Here is a 16,438-nt window from a genome sequence, read left to right as displayed (position 1 = left end):
CAACGGCCAGCGCCTCGAGATCTGATGGCCAGTTAAGCGGGGTTAGGCCGCCCTCACTGACGGACATAGCGCAGGTGTGTGGCGGCTGGACCATCAAAAACCTTGTCTATGCGAAACTGCGGCCCGGGCTCGCTTAGGTTCTCGAAGAGACGCCGCCCGCCGCCGAAAAACACGGGTGCCAAGGCGATTTCCAGCTCATCAACGACACCTAGGTTCAGATACTGCTGGATCACATCCGGTCCACCCGCGACACGAATATCACGACTGCCTGCGGATTCCCGAGCCAATTCTAGGGCGCGCTCTGGCCCTTCATTGACGAAGTAAAAGGTCGTGCCACCGGGGCGCATCCAGGGCTCGCGTTTCTCATTGGTAAGAACGTATACCGGTGTGTGAAACGGAGCCTCTTCTGGCCAGGCGCGCTCGCCTTGGTCGAACATCCGCTTGCCCATGATGTTGGCACCGATGCGCTCGGTGGTCCTGCGAACCAGGTCATTGACCGGTCCGGTTTCTCCTCCTGATTCGAGCTTGAGGAGGTTCTCGCGAAAGTACTGTTGATTGATGAGCCAAGCCATCAGCGCACCCCACTTGGCACCCCAGTTCTTATACGCGGGGTTCTCCATGGTCATTCCTTCCGGCGCCATGTAGCCATCGAGGCTAAGCGCGATGTTCACAAATACCTTGCTCATGATTTTCCTCTCGTATGTTTAGATGCCATGCAAGCTCGGGATTACGGCAAGGAAAAACTCGTTGAACTCATGATCCGCGTGCAGAAGAAAGTGCACGCAAACCAAGGCAGGGAGTTGGAATCCGAAGTGGAGATTTGGCGGACCTGATGCGCCCTTCTCAGGAAGCAGGTTTCCCCTTGGCCTTGGCACGCCGTGCCTCGCTTTCGCGAATCATCTTGTCCAGGTCCGCTGCCGGCCGGATCTCCCAAGGCCCCATCTTCAGGCCCGGGTGGTTCGAGATCAGGTGGATGGCGTGGTTGAGGTCCCGCGCCTCCAGCATCAGGAGGCCGCCCAGCAGCTCCTTGGTCTCGGCGTAGGGGCCGTCCGTCACGGACGCCTTGCCCTGCTCGAAGCGCACCATGACGGCAGTGTCCGGGCCCTGCAGCCCCTCCCCGCCGGCCCAGTGGCCGTCCTTCTTCAGGCCCTCATCGTAGGCGAAGCACGCGTCGATCATGGCGTGCTGCTTGTCCTGGGAGAGGGTCGCCCACTGCTGAACATCGAGGTACCCGAAACAGATGTATTTCATGGTGGCTCCTATGGGGTTGCTCTGACCCCTTCACCCCCTGGTCGTTCGGGGAGGCGCTGTTTCGACAGGGAACCGAAGTTTTTTTGTAATCGGCCTGACCCAGCCAGAAAAGCAAGGAACCGCGAATGACGCGAAAGGGCGCGAAACGCGGCGGAGATAGGCCGCCTGGGCCTTCGGCCCCCAGCCGCGCGATGCGCGGCTGGGCACACGCGGGGCGGGAATGCCGGCTTCTGAAGGCCGCCAGACCCGCCCCGCGCGTGGAGGCGGAAGCAGGATCGTTCGCCATTCGCGCGCCCGCAGGGCGATTCGCGTCTTTCGAGGTTCGATCATTACCAAGCGCGAGTAGGCCAATAATCAGGAATTATTTTTGAAGCTCGGCCACTCGCCGCTCGAGGAACCGCCGCTCGGGCCCCTGCTGGACCAGCCCGAGGGCCTGGCGGTAGGAGGCAAGCGCTTCTTCCGTCCTCCCCAGGCGGCGGCAGAGGTCCGCGCGGACCGAGTGGGCCAGGTGGTACTCCGCCATGTCGCGGCGTGCCAGGAGGGCATCGGTGAGGTCCAGCCCGGCCTGGGGGCCGTCCCGCATGGCCACCGCCACCGCCCGGTTGAGGTCCACCACGGGCGAGGGCGCCACCCGGGCCAGGAGGGTGTACAGCCCGATGATCCGGGTCCAGTCCGTGGCCGGGGCCTCGGCCGCCTCGGCGTGGGCGGCGGCGATGGCGGCCTGGAGCGTGTAGGCGCCCACCCGGCGGGAGGCCAGCGCCTGGTCCACCAGCGCCTTCCCTTCGGCCATCAGGGCCCGGTCCCACCGGGAGCGGTCCTGGTCCTCCAGCAGCACCAGGTCCCCCTCGGGCGAGACCCGCGCGGCCCGCCGGGACTCCTGCAGCAGCATGAGGGCGAGGAGGCCCATCACCTCCGGATCCGGCAGCAGTTCGAGGAGCAGCCGCCCCAGGCGGATCGCCTCGTCCGAGAGGTCCGGGCGCGTCAGCGCCTCCCCCGAAGAGGCGGAATAGCCTTCGTTGAACACCAGGTAGACGACCTTCAGCACCGCGTCCAGCCGGTCCGGCAGGTCGGCCCGGGCGGGGATCTCGAAGGGAATGCCCGCCTCGCGGAGCTTCGCCTTGGCACGGACGATCCGCTGGGCCAGCGTGGACGGGGCGGTGAGGAAGGCCCGGGCGATGGCCTCCGTCGTCAGGCCGCACACCTCCCGGAGCGTCAGCGCCGTGCTGGCCTCCGGAGGCAGGGCCGGGTGACAGCAGGTGAAGATGAGCCGCAGGCGGTCGTCTTCGACGCCTTCCTCCTCCACCCATTCCGACGGCCCCTCGGCGGGCAGCTCCGCCAGGGTCTCAAGCGAGGTGCTGAACCGCGCGGACCGCCGCAGGCGGTCGATCGCCTTGAAGCGCCCTGTGGACACCAGCCAGGCGCGGGGATTCCCGGGAACACCGTCCCGGGGCCAGGCCTCCAGCGCGGCCGCGAAGGCATCGTGCATCCCGTCTTCCGCCAGATCGAAATCCCCGAGCAGCCGGATCAAGGAGGCGAGGATCCGCCGCGACTCCGAACGGAAGAGGGAATCGAGGAAATCCGGAATGCCCCCGGGGGCGATGGAAGCCATGGGGCATCCTCCCAGCTCTTAAGGGAGGCTTCCAGCCATCCAGCCCATCCAGGCCGCCGCCTCCAGGCGGTAGACTGACCCCCATGTCCATGCTCCCTCGCACCCGCCCCAAGCGCCCCTGGTTCCCCTGGGTGCGGGCGGGGCTCACGGTGGTGGTGCTGGGCGGGGGGGCCTGGGCCCTGATGGAGCTGGGCACGCGGTATCTCGGGTTGCAGAAGCTCACCATCGAGCAGGTGAACGTGAGCGGCTGCCGGGGCGAGCGTCAGGCGGAGATCCAGGCCCTGGCGGAGAAGCTGGCGCTGGGCAAGCCCCTCTTCTGGCTGGACGCGGAGGAGCTCCGGTCCCGGATCGAGGCCAAGCGCTGGGTGCGGAACCTCCAGATCCGCAAGGACCCCCCCGACCGCCTCAGCCTCGTCGTGGAGGAACGGCGGCCCGTGCTCTGGCTGGTGCGGAGCAACGGCGTATTCCTCGTCTCCGACGACGGCATCCTCCTGGATCGGGTCAATCAGGCGAACCTAAGTCCCATTCCCGTCGTGGTGGATCCCGCCAGCCAGACGGACCAGGGTCTGGCCCGGCTCGTGAGCGCTGCACGGGTTTTGAGGGAAAAGCAGGCGGGGTTTTACGACCGGGTGACCGAGTTCCGCTGGAGCCCCAAGGGGCCCGTGGCCTACATCGAGGGCCTTCCGGCCCCGATCTACCTGTCCCGCCAAGATGTGACGAAAAACGTGCCCAATTTCCAGGGCCTGTTCGTCGACCGCCTGTCCCAGAGGCCGGATCTGGCCCGGCTCCGGTACATCGACCTGCGCTGGGACGAGGAGGTCGCCGTGGGGGAACCTGAGGATGCCCCGGCCGGCGTCAAGACGCCACGCTGACCTGCCGGGGAAGAAAGCGGCGTTTTTTCCGTGCGCAAAGGCTCGAACCCGGCACGGAAGTGGTGTAAACCTAGAGCAAGGAAAAGGATCTTCATGCCTCAGCGTGCCGTTCTCCTAGGCCTCGACCTCGGTGCAAGCAAAGTGGTGGCGGTGGTGGCCGTCCAGGAGGAAGACGGGACGCTGAATGTGACGGGCACCGGACAGGCCTCCCCCCAGGGCGGCTTCACCCAGGGCCAGATCACGGACATGGACCTCTGCACCCGCGCCGTCGTGCGCGCCGTGGAAGAAGCCATGAACACGGCCGGCCAGACCAAGGTGGACGGCATCCGCGTGGCCGTGGACGGCATCCAGTTCAAGGGCGAGAACCTCCGCGATTCCATCACCATCAGCAGCAGCGACAAGATCATCACCGCCTCGGACCGCGACCGCGTGCTGGAGCAGGCCACCAACGGCTGCAAACTGGCCAAGGAGGAGCTGGTCCTCCACCGCATCCCCCAGATGTTCCACATCAAGGGCCAGCGGGATATCCGCAACCCGGTGGGCATGTTCGGTGAATCGCTCGAGGCCGAGGTCCGCATCATCGTGGCCCCGAGCCCCGTCATCATGAACATCCAGCTGGCGCTGAAGAACGCGGGCCTGCACGGCGCGGAGCTGATGTACTCGCCCCTGGCCAGCGCCGAAGCCGTGCTGAGCCGCGAGGACCGCGAGAACGGCGCCGTGGTGGTGGACATCGGCGAGCACCTCACGCACCTGGGCATCTTCCTGCACGGCACCCTGTTCCACTCGGCGGTGATCCCCATCGGCGGCATGCACTTCACCCGCGACCTGGAGATCACCAAGCACCTGGGCGGCATCGCGGCTTCCGAGCGCATCAAGATCCGCTTCGGCACGGTGCTGCACAACCATGTGCCCCCTGAGGAATCCATCGAGCTCGAGGAGGAGGGCCGCCTGGTCTCGCGCCGCGAGATCGCGGAGGTGCTCCAGGCCCGGGCGGCGGAGCTGCTCAACCTGGTGCTGGCCGAGATGGGCCGCACGGGCCTCATGCACGAGATCCACGGCGGCGTGCACCTGGTGGGCGGCGGCGCCCTCCTCACCCACCTCGCCATCCTCGCCCAGACCATCCTGGGGCGCCCCCGCGTGGTGCTGGGCCGCATCATCGGCGTCTCCGGCCTGCCCCAGGCCACCGGCAACCCCTACTTCGTGAACGCCCTGGGCGCGGTGAAATCCCTCGCCCGGGACATGAGCGAGACCCGCGGCAAGCAGGACCGGGGAGACGGTTTCCTCGGCCGTTTCAAGAAACTCTTCTAGTGCCTGTCCTCCGTGATGCCCCACTCGGGAGTTCCGATGTCTGAGACCCCCTTCCTCCCCTGCCCGCACAGCCTTCCCGGCGCCAACATCAAGGTGCTGGGCGTGGGCGGCGCGGGCTGCAACGCCATCAACCGCATGATCGAAAGCGGCGTGACCGGCGTGCAGTTCATCGCCATGAACACCGATCAGCAGAGCCTCTCCCAGAGCAAGGCCCACCTGAAGCTGCCGCTGGGCCCCCAGAGCAGCCGGGGCCTGGGCGCGGGCGGGAGCGCCGAGCGCGGCGCCGTGGCCGCCGAGGAGAGCCGCGAGGAAGTGCTGGCGGCGCTCCAGGGCGCCGACATGGTCTTCATCACCGGCGGCATGGGCGGCGGCACGGGCACGGGCGCGGCGCCGGTGCTGGCCAGCTTCGCCCGGGAGCTGGGCGCCCTCACCGTGGCCGTGGTGCTCACGCCCTTCGCCTGGGAGGGCCGCAAGAAGGGCGACCTGGCCCTGTCCGGCCTCGCCAACCTGCGTGAGACCGCCGATACCGTCATCGTCGTGAGCAATGAGCGCCTGAAGGCCGTCTGCGACGCCCGTGTGACCATGAAGGAGGCCTTCCGCGTGGCGGACGGTGTGCTCATCCAGGGCGTGCGCGGCATCGCGGACCTCATCCTCAAACCCGGCATCATCAACGGCGACTTCGCGGATGTGGAGGCCGTCCTGCGGGATGGCGGCGAGGCCCTCATCGGCACCGGCGCGGGCCGCGGCGAGGAGGCCGTCATGGACGCCCTCAAGAAGGCCCTGGCCTGCCCCCTGCTGGAGCGCGCCCAGACCGGCGCCGCCGCCAACGTCATGGTGTCCATCACCGCCGACTGGGAGGTCATGGAGGCCTCCGCCATCGAGACCGCGATGAACTACCTGCAGGAGCACTACAACGGCCGCCCTGACATCAAGGCCTGCACCGTGGAGGGCGAGGGCATGGAGGACCGCGTGCTGGTCACCGTCCTGGCCAGCGGCTTCGACGGCGAGGACAAGCTCCTGCAGGACCGCCGCCACAGCCTGAACCTGGCCGGGGCTGTGGAGGCCGCCGCGCCGACGCTGGTCGCCGCCGGGATCCAGCCCGTGGACGGCCAGGCGGTCCTGCCCGTGAACGGCCAGGCCATTCTCCCCGTGAACGGCCCCAGCGGCCGGGTCTACGGCGAGGTGCCCGCCAGCGAGCAGGGCCCCACCCCCACCCGCCTCCTGCCCCAGGCCCCCACGCCCAGCGGTGAGCTGCCCGGTGGCAACGACGACCTCCACGTGCCCGCCATCATCCGGCTGGGCCAGGGGCGGCTGCCCATCGAATGACGGCGCGGTTGCCCATCGAGTGACCGCACAGACCGCCGAGGCGGTCGGGGAGCGATTTCCCTTCGGCGTTCACGCCGGAGCGGAGCTAAGGTGATGGGGATCGGTCCGTGTTCCATGCACGGACCTCGCGGATCCGCGGTGATCCCATGACTGCCGAAGCTCGCATCCATCGACCCTCCGGCCTCGACCTGGAGGGCTTTGCCGGCCTCTCCGAAGCCGAGGCGCGGCGTCGCCTGGAACGCGATGGCCCCAACGAGCTGCCCTCCCGGGACCGGCGCGGCTTCCTGGCCATCGCCTGGGAGGTGGTGCGGGAGCCCATGTTCATCATGCTCGTCGCCGCGGGCGCGCTGTACCTGCTGATGGGCGAGCACGGGGACGCGGCGATGCTGCTCGGCTTCGTCTTCGTGGTCATGGGCATCACCATCGTCCAGGAGCGGCGGACGGAGCACGCCCTGGAGGCCCTGCGGGACCTCTCCAGCCCCCGGGCCCTGGTGATCCGGGACGGCCGGCAGCGCCGCATCCCGGGCCGCGAGGTGGTGCCCGGCGACATCCTGGTCCTGGTCGAGGGCGACCGGGTGCCCGCGGACGCCCTCCTGCGCGCCGGCCTCCACCTGTCCGTGGACGAGTCCCTCCTCACCGGCGAGTCCGTGCCCGTCCGCAAGGCGGCCTCCGCCGAGGCCCGCGCCATGGGGCCCCCGGGCGGGGACGATCTGCCTTCGGTCTTCTCGGGCACGCTGGTGACCGCGGGCCAGGGCGTGGCCGAGGTCCTGGCCACGGGCCTCCGGACGGAGCTCGGCCGGATCGGCAAAGCCCTGCAGCAGGTGGAGCCGGAATCCACCTTCCTCCAGCGGGAGACGGGCCGGCTGGTGCGCACCTTCGCCCTGCTCAGCCTGGGTGCCTGCGTGACGGTGGTGGTCCTCTACGGACTGACCCGGGGCGGCGACCTGGAGGTGTGGAAGGACGGCCTGCTGGCCGGCATCGCCCTCGCCATGGCCACACTCCCCGAGGAATTCCCCGTGGTGCTCACGGTCTTCCTGGCGCTGGGCGCCTGGCGCATCTCCCGCCATCGGGTCCTCACCCGCCGCATGCCCGCCATCGAGACCCTCGGCGCGGCCACCGTCCTGTGCGTGGACAAGACCGGAACCCTCACCCTCAACCAGATGACCCTCCGGCGGCTGGATGTGGCAGGTCATGCCCAGGATCTGGCGGCGACCGGGCCGGACCTTCCCGAGCCGGTGCACGAGCTGATGGAATACGCCATCCTGGCCAGCCGGAAGGATCCCTTCGATCCCATGGAGCGGGCCCTCCACGCCGCCGGGAAGACCTGGCTGGTGGAGACCGAGCACCTGCACCCGGACTGGTCCCTGGCCAGGGAATACCCGCTGATGCCCGGCCTCCTGGCCGTCACCCACGCCTGGAACTGTGGCGATGACCAGATCGTCGTAGCCACCAAGGGCGCCCCCGAGGCCGTCGTGGACCTCTGCCACCTGCCCCCGGACCGCCAGGCCCGGGTGGAGGCGCGGGTGGCAGAGCTGGCGTCCCACGGCCTGCGCGTCCTGGGCGTCGCCCGCGGTCGCTACGGCGCCGCTGACCTTCCGGAGGCCCACCACGACCTGGACCTCGACTTCGTGGGCCTGCTGGGCCTGGAGGATCCGGTGCGCCCAAGCGTGCCCGCCGCCGTGGCGGAGTGCCGCACCGCGGGCATCCGCGTGGTGATGATCACCGGCGACTACCCGGCCACCGCGGTCAGCATCGCCCGGCAGGCGGGCCTGCCCCATCCCGAGCACGTCCTCACCGGGCCCGAGCTGGACCGGATGAGCGACGCGGACCTCGCGGCGCGGATCCGGGAGGTGAATGTCTTCGCCCGCGTGGTGCCGGAGCAGAAGCTGCGCCTCGTCGCCGCCCTCAAGGCCAACCGCGAGGTGGTGGCCATGACGGGCGACGGCGTGAACGACGCCCCGGCCCTCAAGGCCGCCCACATCGGCGTGGCCATGGGGGGCCGCGGCACGGACGTGGCCCGGGAGGCCGCCGACCTGGTGCTACTGGACGACGACTTTTCCTCCATCGTGGCCGCCGTCCGGATGGGCCGGCGCATCTTCGACAACATCCGCAAGGCTGTGGCCTTCATCCTGGCCGTGCACATCCCCATCGCCGGGCTGTCCCTGCTGCCGGTCTTCCTCGGCTGGCCCCTGCTGCTGCTGCCGGTCCACATCGTCTTCCTGGAGCTGGTGATCGATCCCTCCTGCACGCTGATCTTCGAGGCGGAGGCGGCCGAGCCCGACGTCATGCGCCGGCCGCCCAGGGACCCCCAGGAGCGCCTGTTCAGCTTGAAGGCCACCGGGCTGGCCGTGCTCCAGGGGATCACCGCCCTGGCCGCCTGCGTGGCGGTCTACCTCCTGGCCCGGCCCACCCATGGCCACGACGCGGCCCGCGCCCTCACCTTCGCGGGCCTGGTGGCGTCCTTTCTCGCCATCATCCTGGCCAACCGGTCCTGGTCGAGGAGCATCCTCGGCAGCCTGTGGAGCCCCAACCCCGCCCTCTGGTGGGTGCTGGGCGGCACCACCGCCTGCCTGGCCCTGGTGCTCGCCTGGCCCGTGGCCCAGCGCCTCTTCCACTTCGCCCCGCTGCACGGCCTGGACGTCCCGCTGGCCCTGGGGGTGGGCTTCGCCAGCATCCTCTGGTTCGAGGCCTTCAAGCTCCTACGCCACCGGGCCGCCCCGGCCGGAGGCTGAGCCATGTTCATCGGCATCCTCCTCCTGGTATCGGCCCTGGTGCTGGCCTACGTGGCCTGGCGCACGGCCTCGGTTCCCTGGTTCGCACGCGGTCCGCGGCGGCGCCTCTGGATGACCTTCGCGGGAGCCTGGGGCCTGATGGTCGCCGGGGGGATCCTGGGGCATGAGGCCGCCTTCCCCGGCGCGGGCTGGGCGGCCCTCGCGGGCATGACCGTGCTGGGCCTCCTCTTCCTCGCCTTCGCCTGCCTCCTGGCCGTGGATGTGGCCACGGGGTTCGGCTGGTGGTTCCGCGCCGCGGCGCCCCGCCTGCGGGGGTGGGCCCTCCTGGCCAGCCTGGGGTTGGCCGCCTTCGCGACCGTCCAGGGCCTGCGCCCACCCGAGGTCGTGGCCTACGAGGTGGCTCTGCGGGGCCTGCCGCCGGAGCGGGACGGCCTCCTGGTGGCGGCCCTGTCGGACCTCCATGTGGGCGCCATCCTGGGGCCGGACTGGCTGGCGGCCCGGGTGGCGCAGGTCCAGGCCCTGAGGCCCGATCTGGTGGTGCTTCTCGGGGACGTCTTCGAGGGGCACGGCCGGCCCGATCCCCGCGCGATCCGGGCCCTCGAAGGCCTGCGGGCCCCGCTGGGCGTCTGGGGAGTGGATGGGAACCACGAGCACTACGGCGTCGCCGGGGCCCCCCTGGAGGCGGCGGGGGTGCGGGTCCTGCGGAACGCCCTCGCCAGCCCCGTGCCCGGCCTGGTCCTGGCGGGCCGGGCGGACGCGGGCCGGAGCCTCCGTCAGGCCGCGTGGACTGTGCCCCGGGAGCGCCCGGCCGGCGCCCTGGTGCTGCTGTCCCACCGGCCCACCCAGCTGGAACCGGCGGCCCGCTCGGGCGTGGGGCTCATGCTCGCCGGCCACACGCACGCTGGCCAGATCTGGCCCTTCGGGTACCTCGTGGCGAGGGTCTATTCCACCCTGTCCGGGCGGGCCCAGGTGGGGGACATGACCCTGATCGTCAGCCGCGGCACCGGCACCTGGGGCCCGCGCATGCGGCTGTGGCGGCGGGGCGAGATCAGCCTGATCCGGCTGCGGTCGGCGGAGGCGGGCCGGCCCGAGGAAAGGATCCAGCCCGGAGGCACCGAGAACGCGGAGGGAAGACGCTGAAAAAGCCATTGGCCACCGATCTCGCCGATTGCGGTGATGGTGCCCTGAAAGGATCGAACCGCGAAAGACGCGAATCGCCCTGCGTGTGACCAGCCGCGCATGGCGCGGAGGGAGCCGAAGGCCCAGGCGGCCAGACTCCGCTGCGTTTCGCGCCCTTTCGCGTCTTTCGCGGTTGCATGCTCTTCTGGCTGAGTCAGGCCGACCAGCTCCCGCTCCGTTCTGGCCAGCGCAGCGCCTCCACCAGCTCCTCCAGGAACAGGGCCCGGGGCACGACCTGGAAGCCGTAGCCCCTCAGGCCCTCGTGGGGCAGCTGGCCGTCGATCATGGCGAAGTCCCAGGCCTTCAGCCGCTCGTCCAGGGCCTGGAGAGCCGCGCGGCTGGCCTCGGGCTCCAGGCTGAACATGCTCTCGCCGAAGAAGGCCCGGCCCAGGGATACGCCGTAGAGGCCGCCCTTCAGCTCGCCGTTCCGCCAGGCCTCCACGCTGTGGGCGTGGCCTGCTTGGTGCAACGCGATGTAGGCCTCGCGCATCTCCGGCGTGATCCAGGTGCCATCCTGGCCGGGGCGCGGCACCTGGGAACAATGGCCGATGACCCCTTCAAAGGCCGTGTCGAAGCGGATCTCGAAGGGGCGATGGCGCAGGCTGCGACGGGTGCGGGCCGACAGGTGCAGGTGGCCGGGACGCAGCAGGGCCCGCTCTGGCGGCGACCACCAGAGCAAGGGATCGCCCTCGCCGTACCAGGGGAAGATGCCGCTGCGGTAGGCCAGCAGGAGACGCGCCTCGCTGAGGTCGCCGCCGATGGCCAGCAGGCCGTCCTCCGCCAGCTCCGGGTCCGGGAAAACCAGGGCCTTCGTCAGCCGAAAGACAGGCACGGCCGGCCGTCCTGGAGGTCCACGGTGGCCTTGCCGCCCTTGGCCAGGGGCCCGAAGAGGATGGCCTCCGCCAGGGGCCGGCGCAGCTCGCGCTCGATGAGCCGCGCCATGGGGCGGGCACCGAAGGCCGGGTCGTGGCCCTTCTCCGCCAGCCAGGCCCGGGCCGCCTCGGTACAGACGAGGGTCACGTCCTTCTCCTTGAGCTGCTCCTCCAGCTCGCGGAGGTGCTTGTCCGCCACGCGGACCATCGACTCCCGGCCCAGGGGCGCGAACTGGAGGATGGCGTCCAGGCGGTTGCGGAACTCGGGACTGAAGGCCTTCTCCAGGGCCCCGGTGGCCGTCTTCCGGGCCCCGGCCTCGGCGAAACCCACCTGCCGGGCCGACAGCTCCCGGGCACCGACATTGGTGGTCATCACGAGCACCGTGTGGCGGAAGTCCGCGCTGCGCCCATGGCTGTCCGTGAGCGTGGCGTGGTCCATGACCTGGAGCAGGATTCCGAAGAGGTCCGGGTGGGCCTTCTCCAGCTCGTCCAGCAGCAGCACCGCGTGGGGGGATTTCCGCACGGCATCCGTGAGCAGGCCGCCCTCCTCGTAGCCCACGTAGCCGGGCGGCGCACCGATGAGCCGCGCCACCGTGTGCTTCTCCTGGTACTCGCTCATGTCGAAGCGCAGGAAGGCGATGCCCAGGGCCTTGGCGAGCTGCTTGGCCAGCTCCGTCTTGCCCACGCCTGTGGGCCCGGCGAAGAGGAAACAGCCCATGGGCTTCAAGGGATCCCGCAGGCCGGAGCGTGCCAGCTTGATGGCGCCGGCGACCGTTTCACAGGCCTGGTCTTGGCCGTAGATCTGTGCCCGGAGCTGCGCTTCGAGCGTCTGCAAAGCTTCCCGGTCGTCAGCGCTGACGGAGGCCACCGGAACGCGGGCCATGCGGGCCACCACGGCCTCGATCTCGGCGGGGCCCACCTGCTTCGCCCGCGCCTTCTTCGGCAGCAGCTTCTGGGCGGCGCCGGCCTCGTCCACCACGTCCAGGGCGCTATCCGGGAGCTTGCGGTCCGTCAGGTGCTTGGACGCCAGGCGCACGGCGGCTTCCAGGGCCTCGTTCGAGTAGGTCACGCCGTGGTGCGATTCGTAGGAGGGCTTCAGGCCCTGGAGGATGTCCAGTGCATCGGCCGTGGTGGGTTCGCTCACCTCGACCACCTGGAAGCGCCGGGAGAGGGCGCGGTCGCGGTCCAGGGAGCCCTTGAGGTCCTGGAAGGTGGTGGCGCCAATGCAGCGCAGGTCGCCGGAGGCGAGGGCCGGCTTCAGCAGGTTGGCCGCGTCCATGGCGCCGCCGCTGGTGGCGCCGGCGCCCACCAGGGTGTGCAGCTCGTCCACGAAGAGGATGGCGCCGGGCTCGTCGGCCAGAGCCTTCAGCACGGCCTTGAGGCGCTCCTCGAAGTCTCCCCGGTAGCGGCTGCCGGCCAGGAGCGCACCCAGATCCAGGGCGAAGATGCGGGCAGCCTTGAGCGGCTCCGGCACCTTCTTCTCGTGGATGCGGCGGGCCAGGCCCTCGACGATGGCCGTCTTGCCCACGCCGGGCTCGCCCACCAGCAAGGGGTTGTTCTTCCGGCGCCGACAGAGCACCTGCGCCATACGCGTGATCTCGGCGTCGCGGCCCACCAAGGGATCCAGCCGGCCCGCCGCGGCCCGGGCCACCAGGTCCGTCGCGTAGGCCTCCAGCGGGTTTTCGGCCACGGTGCCCTCGTCTTCCTCTGCTTCGACTTGCTTCTTCGCCGGTGTCCTGGCCTTTGGAGCCGCGGGCCCATGGCTGAGCACCTTCAGCAGGGCCAGCCGCTTCACGCCGTGCTTCTCCAGCAGGTGGCGCACGTGGCTGGCCTCCTCCTCCAGGAAGGCCGGCAGCAGCTCGCCGCCGCGGACCTCCTTCTGCCCGGCGCTGAAGGCGTGGACCAGGGCCCGCTCCACCACCCGCACGAAGCCCAGGGTGCTGTGGGGCTGGACCTCTTCGCCCTCGGGCACCGGCTCGAACAGCCGCTCCAGGGCCGCCTCCAGGTCTCGGCGAAGGGCGTCCAGCTTCACGCCGCAGCCCTTCAGCGCCTTGGCGGCGTGGGGATTGTCCAGCAGGGCCAGCAGCAGGTGCTCCAGGGCCACGTCCTCGTGGCGCCGGGCCTTGGCCAGCTCGAAGGCCCGCTGGAAGCCCTGGTTCAGGTCGGCGCCGATCTGAGGAGATTCAGGCATTCTCGGCCTCCACCGTGAGCAGCAGGGGGAAGCCCTCACGCTCGGCCAGTTGCCGCCCCCGCTCGGCGCGGGTCTCGGCCACGTCCTTCGTGTAGACACCCGCCACGCCTACGCCCGCCCGGTGCACCGCCAGCATGATGGCGGTGGCCTCGGGCTCAGCCTTGCGGAACACCGTCTTCAGCAGCCACACCACGAACTCCTGGGTGGTGTAGTCGTCGTTGTGGAGGAGCACCTTCCACAGGCCGGGCTCCTTCACCTTCGCCCGCTGGCGGGTGAGGACCTGGCCCGCCTCCTTCGACTGCCTGGCCATGGATCGTGCCTCCGGGGCACCAGGATAGCGGGGCTCCGGGGCGAGGAGAAATCAGCGTCTGCTTTCCTCTGCGTTCTCCGCGTTCTCTGCGGTTGGCGTTTTTCTTTCCCCTGGCTACGACAGCCGCAGGAACCCGCCCCGGGCCAGTTCGCGGAGAAACAGGGCGGCGCGAAAGCCGGCATCGGGCTCGCCGGGGTGGGCCTGGGCCATGGCCTCCATCACCTGCGCCACGGTGCGCGCGCCGTCGCAGGCCTGCCACAGGGCCGTGCCGCGGGCGTCGAGCTTCACCCGGAAGTTGGGTCGCTTCATCAGCCGCACCAGCCAGGCCCAGCGTGGGGACAGGATCTTGGGGCGGATCAGGACCAGTGTGTCCCCCACGCCGGGTTCGGCCGCCACGGCCTGCACAGGGACGAGGGCGAGGAAGGATTCATCGGGGAAGGAGGACATGGATAGGACCCTGGCTGGGAAGAGTGAGAAGCGGGGGGCCCGCGTTTGCGGGCCTTAGCGCGGGGGTCCGGGGGGGTGCGCCCCCCCCCGAACCCCCCGCGAGCATCAACCTAGAAATTCGCGCTGGGTGGCGCGGGCTCGTCGGCTTCGCCGGCGTTGGCCAGGGGCACCCTCACCAGGTAGACGGCGATGCCGGCCAGGATCAGCAGGCTGATCCAGAACATGCCGGGGTCGGCGAAGATCTTGTACTTCACCTCGAAGAAGGCGAAGGAGGCGAAGAGCAGGCCTACCAGGGCCTCGCCGGCGATGAGGCCGGCGGCCAGCAGCACGCCATTGTTCTCCACGCGCACCTTCTGGGCCTCGTTGAGGCCCCGCTTGGCGCCGATCATCTCCACGGCGCCCTTGATGAGGCCGCCCAGGAAGATCGCGAAGGTGGTCTCCAGCGGCAGGTACATGCCCACCGACACCAGCATGGGACTCTTGACCTGCATGAGGATGAAGGCGAAGCCCATCATCATGCCGACGATGATCAGCGGCCACGCCATCTTGCCTTCCACGATGCCCTTGCTGAGCAGGGCCATGAGGCCCGCCTGGGGCGCCGCCAGCTGCTTGGAACCGAAGCCGGCGTCCAGGGAGAGCACGGCCTTCTTCTGGTCCGCGGGCAGCTTCTTCACTTCGTCCAGGGTGTAGGTCTTGCCATCGGGGGCGGTGACCACCTGCACCTGCTGGGCGGTCAGCTCGGCGATGCGCTTGGTGCCCTGGGCGGAGATGTCGCCTTCGTGCAGCACCATGAGGGGGATGAACAGCACCACGGAGGCCAGGGCCACGCCGATGAGGTCGCCCATCTCCATGCGCCAGGGGGTGCCGCCGAGGATGTGCCCGGCCTTGAGGTCCTGCAGCATCTCGCCGGCCACGGCGGCGGAGACGCAGACGATGGCCGCCACGCCCAGCACCGCGGCAACGCCTTCCTGGCCCTTCACGCCGAGGAGCACCATCACGAGGGCCGTGATCACCAGGGCCGTCAGGGTCAGGCCGGAGATCGGGTTGTTGCTCGAGCCCATGATGCCCACCAGGTAGCCGCTGATGGCCGCGAAGAAGAAGCCCAGGATCACCACCACCAGGGCCGCCACGAAGGAAACCAGCGGGCTCACCTGGAAGATGCGCCAGGTGATGAAGAACGTCACCAGGGCCGCGAATCCGAGGCCGAACAGGACGTTGGTGAAGGGCAGGTCCTTGTTGACGCGGTCCACCACGTGTTCGCCGGCCGCGGCCTTCTTCATGTCGGAGACCGAGCGGGTGAGGCCCGTGGCCAGGCTCTTGCGCATCTTAAAGAGGGTGAAGCCGGCGCCCACGAGCATGCCGCCGATGGCGATGGGGCGGACGATGAACTTCCACACCGAGTAGGACAGGGCGATCCAGTCGCCCTGGGAAGCGCCCTCGGGCAGGACGCCCGGCGCCAGGAAGTAGGTGATGATGGGCACGAGGAGGCCCCAGGCGATGATGCCGCCCGAGAAGTTCAGGGCACCGAGCTTGGGCCCGATGATGTAGCCCACGCCCATGTAGGCGGGGCTGATGCCGGGGGAGCTGAGCAGCATGCCGCCCGCCACCTTGGCCTTCCAGGTGCCGACGAGGTTGATGGTGGTGGTCTTGAAGGCCACGAATCGCTCCCAGGTGCTGGCGAAGACCGAGATCTGCACCAGGGCCTGGATGGCGGCGCCGAGGCCCATGGCGCCGAAGAGGAACTTCGTGCCGCTGCCCCCGCGGGCGCCGGCCTTGTGGATCTCGGCGGCGGCCACGCTCTCGGGGTAGGGCAGCTCGGCGTCCTCCACCATCACGCGGCGGAGCAGGGCCACGAACATGATGCCCAGCACGCCGCCGCCGAACATGATCAGCGAGCTGGTGACGTAGTGCCCGGCCGTGAAGAACTTGGGCCAGATGCCGCTGATGGCGAAGGCCGGGACGGTGAAGATGGCGCCGGCGGCCACGGACTCGCCGATGCTGCCCACCGTTCGGGCCATGTTCTCTTCCAGGATGGTGCCCTTCATCAGCTTGATGAGGGCCATGCCGATCACGGCCGCGGGATAGGTGGCGGCGATGGTCATGCCGGCCTTCAGGCCGAGGTAGGCGTTGGCGGAACCCAGCACCACGGCCATGACGAGGCCGATGAGCACCGCCCGCAGGGAGAACTCCCGCAGGTTCTGGTCAGAGGGGACAAAAGGTTGCATCGGTGCTCCTGGAAAGGCGCAGAGGGATGGAAAGAAAGGTCGGATGGAGCGGATAGTCTAATACATCGCTGTTTGATCCATCCCAGATCCCACGGGGAACCTGGGCCCATGGGCCC

13 protein-coding genes are annotated in these 16,438 nt (G+C 69.6%); 5 read left to right on the top strand and 8 right to left on the bottom strand.

Annotated features, from left to right (window positions below):
• Positions 1-53: 53 nt before the first annotated feature.
• From MLE64_RS09745 to MLE64_RS09735, 3 genes are all read right to left on the bottom strand, one after another.
• The gene (locus MLE64_RS09745) at positions 54-686 is read right to left on the bottom strand and encodes a dihydrofolate reductase family protein (RefSeq protein ID WP_243317546.1); all 633 of its coding nucleotides are present in this window, start codon (positions 684-686) and stop codon (positions 54-56) included.
• A gap of 157 nt (positions 687-843) precedes the next feature.
• A complete protein-coding gene (locus MLE64_RS09740) occupies positions 844-1,251 on the bottom strand; it encodes a YciI family protein (RefSeq protein WP_243317545.1) in 408 nt (135 codons plus the stop codon).
• Between the two features lie 361 nt (positions 1,252-1,612).
• Positions 1,613-2,860: an RNA polymerase sigma factor gene (locus MLE64_RS09735; protein ID WP_243317544.1), complete on the bottom strand. Its 1,248-nt coding sequence runs from the start codon at positions 2,858-2,860 to the stop codon at positions 1,613-1,615.
• Between the two features lie 83 nt (positions 2,861-2,943).
• Between MLE64_RS09735 and MLE64_RS09730 the strand changes: the two genes are divergently transcribed.
• The 5 genes from MLE64_RS09730 (at position 2,944) to MLE64_RS09710 (ending at position 10,238) form a co-directional block, all read left to right on the top strand.
• On the top strand, positions 2,944-3,732 hold the full coding sequence (locus tag MLE64_RS09730) for a cell division protein FtsQ/DivIB (RefSeq protein ID WP_243317543.1): 789 nt from the start codon (positions 2,944-2,946) through the stop codon (positions 3,730-3,732).
• Between the two features lie 93 nt (positions 3,733-3,825).
• Entirely contained in the window at positions 3,826-5,040 is a 1,215-nt protein-coding gene (gene ftsA / locus MLE64_RS09725) for a cell division protein FtsA (RefSeq protein WP_243286886.1), read from the top strand.
• A gap of 36 nt (positions 5,041-5,076) precedes the next feature.
• Positions 5,077-6,366 (top strand): cell division protein FtsZ, encoded by a 1,290-nt coding sequence (ftsZ, locus tag MLE64_RS09720; RefSeq protein WP_243317542.1) that lies wholly within the window; start codon positions 5,077-5,079, stop codon positions 6,364-6,366.
• A 146-nt stretch (positions 6,367-6,512) separates the two neighbouring features.
• Positions 6,513-9,098, top strand: a complete 2,586-nt coding sequence (locus tag MLE64_RS09715) for a cation-translocating P-type ATPase (protein WP_243317541.1) — start codon at positions 6,513-6,515, stop codon at positions 9,096-9,098.
• Between the two features lie 3 nt (positions 9,099-9,101).
• Entirely contained in the window at positions 9,102-10,238 is a 1,137-nt protein-coding gene (locus MLE64_RS09710; RefSeq protein WP_243317540.1) for a metallophosphoesterase, read from the top strand.
• 193 nt (positions 10,239-10,431) lie between these two features.
• Here the strand turns inward: MLE64_RS09710 and aat are convergent, their stop codons facing one another.
• The 5 genes from aat to MLE64_RS09685 form a co-directional block, all read right to left on the bottom strand.
• Positions 10,432-11,109 (bottom strand): leucyl/phenylalanyl-tRNA--protein transferase, encoded by a 678-nt coding sequence (aat, locus tag MLE64_RS09705; RefSeq protein ID WP_243317539.1) that lies wholly within the window; start codon positions 11,107-11,109, stop codon positions 10,432-10,434.
• Positions 11,091-13,340 (bottom strand): ATP-dependent Clp protease ATP-binding subunit ClpA, encoded by a 2,250-nt coding sequence (gene clpA, locus MLE64_RS09700; protein WP_243317538.1) that lies wholly within the window; start codon positions 13,338-13,340, stop codon positions 11,091-11,093. Before clpA ends, aat begins: the two co-directional genes overlap by 19 nt.
• Complete coding sequence (locus MLE64_RS09695) at positions 13,333-13,650, bottom strand: ATP-dependent Clp protease adaptor ClpS (protein ID WP_243317537.1); 318 nt, start codon at positions 13,648-13,650, stop codon at positions 13,333-13,335. The genes clpA and MLE64_RS09695 overlap by 8 nt, the downstream gene beginning before the upstream one ends.
• A gap of 114 nt (positions 13,651-13,764) precedes the next feature.
• On the bottom strand, positions 13,765-14,097 hold the full coding sequence (locus MLE64_RS09690; protein ID WP_243317536.1) for a PqqD family protein: 333 nt from the start codon (positions 14,095-14,097) through the stop codon (positions 13,765-13,767).
• Between the two features lie 110 nt (positions 14,098-14,207).
• Complete coding sequence (locus MLE64_RS09685; RefSeq protein WP_243317535.1) at positions 14,208-16,322, bottom strand: OPT family oligopeptide transporter; 2,115 nt, start codon at positions 16,320-16,322, stop codon at positions 14,208-14,210.
• Positions 16,323-16,438: the final 116 nt, after the last annotated feature.

Origin of the sequence: Geothrix paludis (genome assembly GCF_022808815.1) — a bacterium.
Taxonomy (GTDB): Bacteria; Acidobacteriota; Holophagae; order Holophagales; family Holophagaceae; genus Geothrix; species Geothrix paludis.
This window is presented reverse-complemented; position numbering and strand designations above follow the sequence as displayed.

Coding starts and splice junctions, on each gene's coding strand:
- MLE64_RS09745 (WP_243317546.1), bottom strand. CDS start 686: ATGAGCAAGGTATTTGTGAACATCGCGCTTAGCCTCGATGGCTACATG.
- MLE64_RS09740 (WP_243317545.1), bottom strand. CDS start 1,251: ATGAAATACATCTGTTTCGGGTACCTCGATGTTCAGCAGTGGGCGACC.
- MLE64_RS09735 (WP_243317544.1), bottom strand. CDS start 2,860: ATGGCTTCCATCGCCCCCGGGGGCATTCCGGATTTCCTCGATTCCCTC.
- MLE64_RS09730 (WP_243317543.1), top strand. CDS start 2,944: ATGTCCATGCTCCCTCGCACCCGCCCCAAGCGCCCCTGGTTCCCCTGG.
- ftsA (WP_243286886.1), top strand. CDS start 3,826: ATGCCTCAGCGTGCCGTTCTCCTAGGCCTCGACCTCGGTGCAAGCAAA.
- ftsZ (WP_243317542.1), top strand. CDS start 5,077: ATGTCTGAGACCCCCTTCCTCCCCTGCCCGCACAGCCTTCCCGGCGCC.
- MLE64_RS09715 (WP_243317541.1), top strand. CDS start 6,513: ATGACTGCCGAAGCTCGCATCCATCGACCCTCCGGCCTCGACCTGGAG.
- MLE64_RS09710 (WP_243317540.1), top strand. CDS start 9,102: ATGTTCATCGGCATCCTCCTCCTGGTATCGGCCCTGGTGCTGGCCTAC.
- clpA (WP_243317538.1), bottom strand. CDS start 13,340: ATGCCTGAATCTCCTCAGATCGGCGCCGACCTGAACCAGGGCTTCCAG.
- MLE64_RS09695 (WP_243317537.1), bottom strand. CDS start 13,650: ATGGCCAGGCAGTCGAAGGAGGCGGGCCAGGTCCTCACCCGCCAGCGG.
- MLE64_RS09690 (WP_243317536.1), bottom strand. CDS start 14,097: ATGTCCTCCTTCCCCGATGAATCCTTCCTCGCCCTCGTCCCTGTGCAG.
- MLE64_RS09685 (WP_243317535.1), bottom strand. CDS start 16,322: ATGCAACCTTTTGTCCCCTCTGACCAGAACCTGCGGGAGTTCTCCCTG.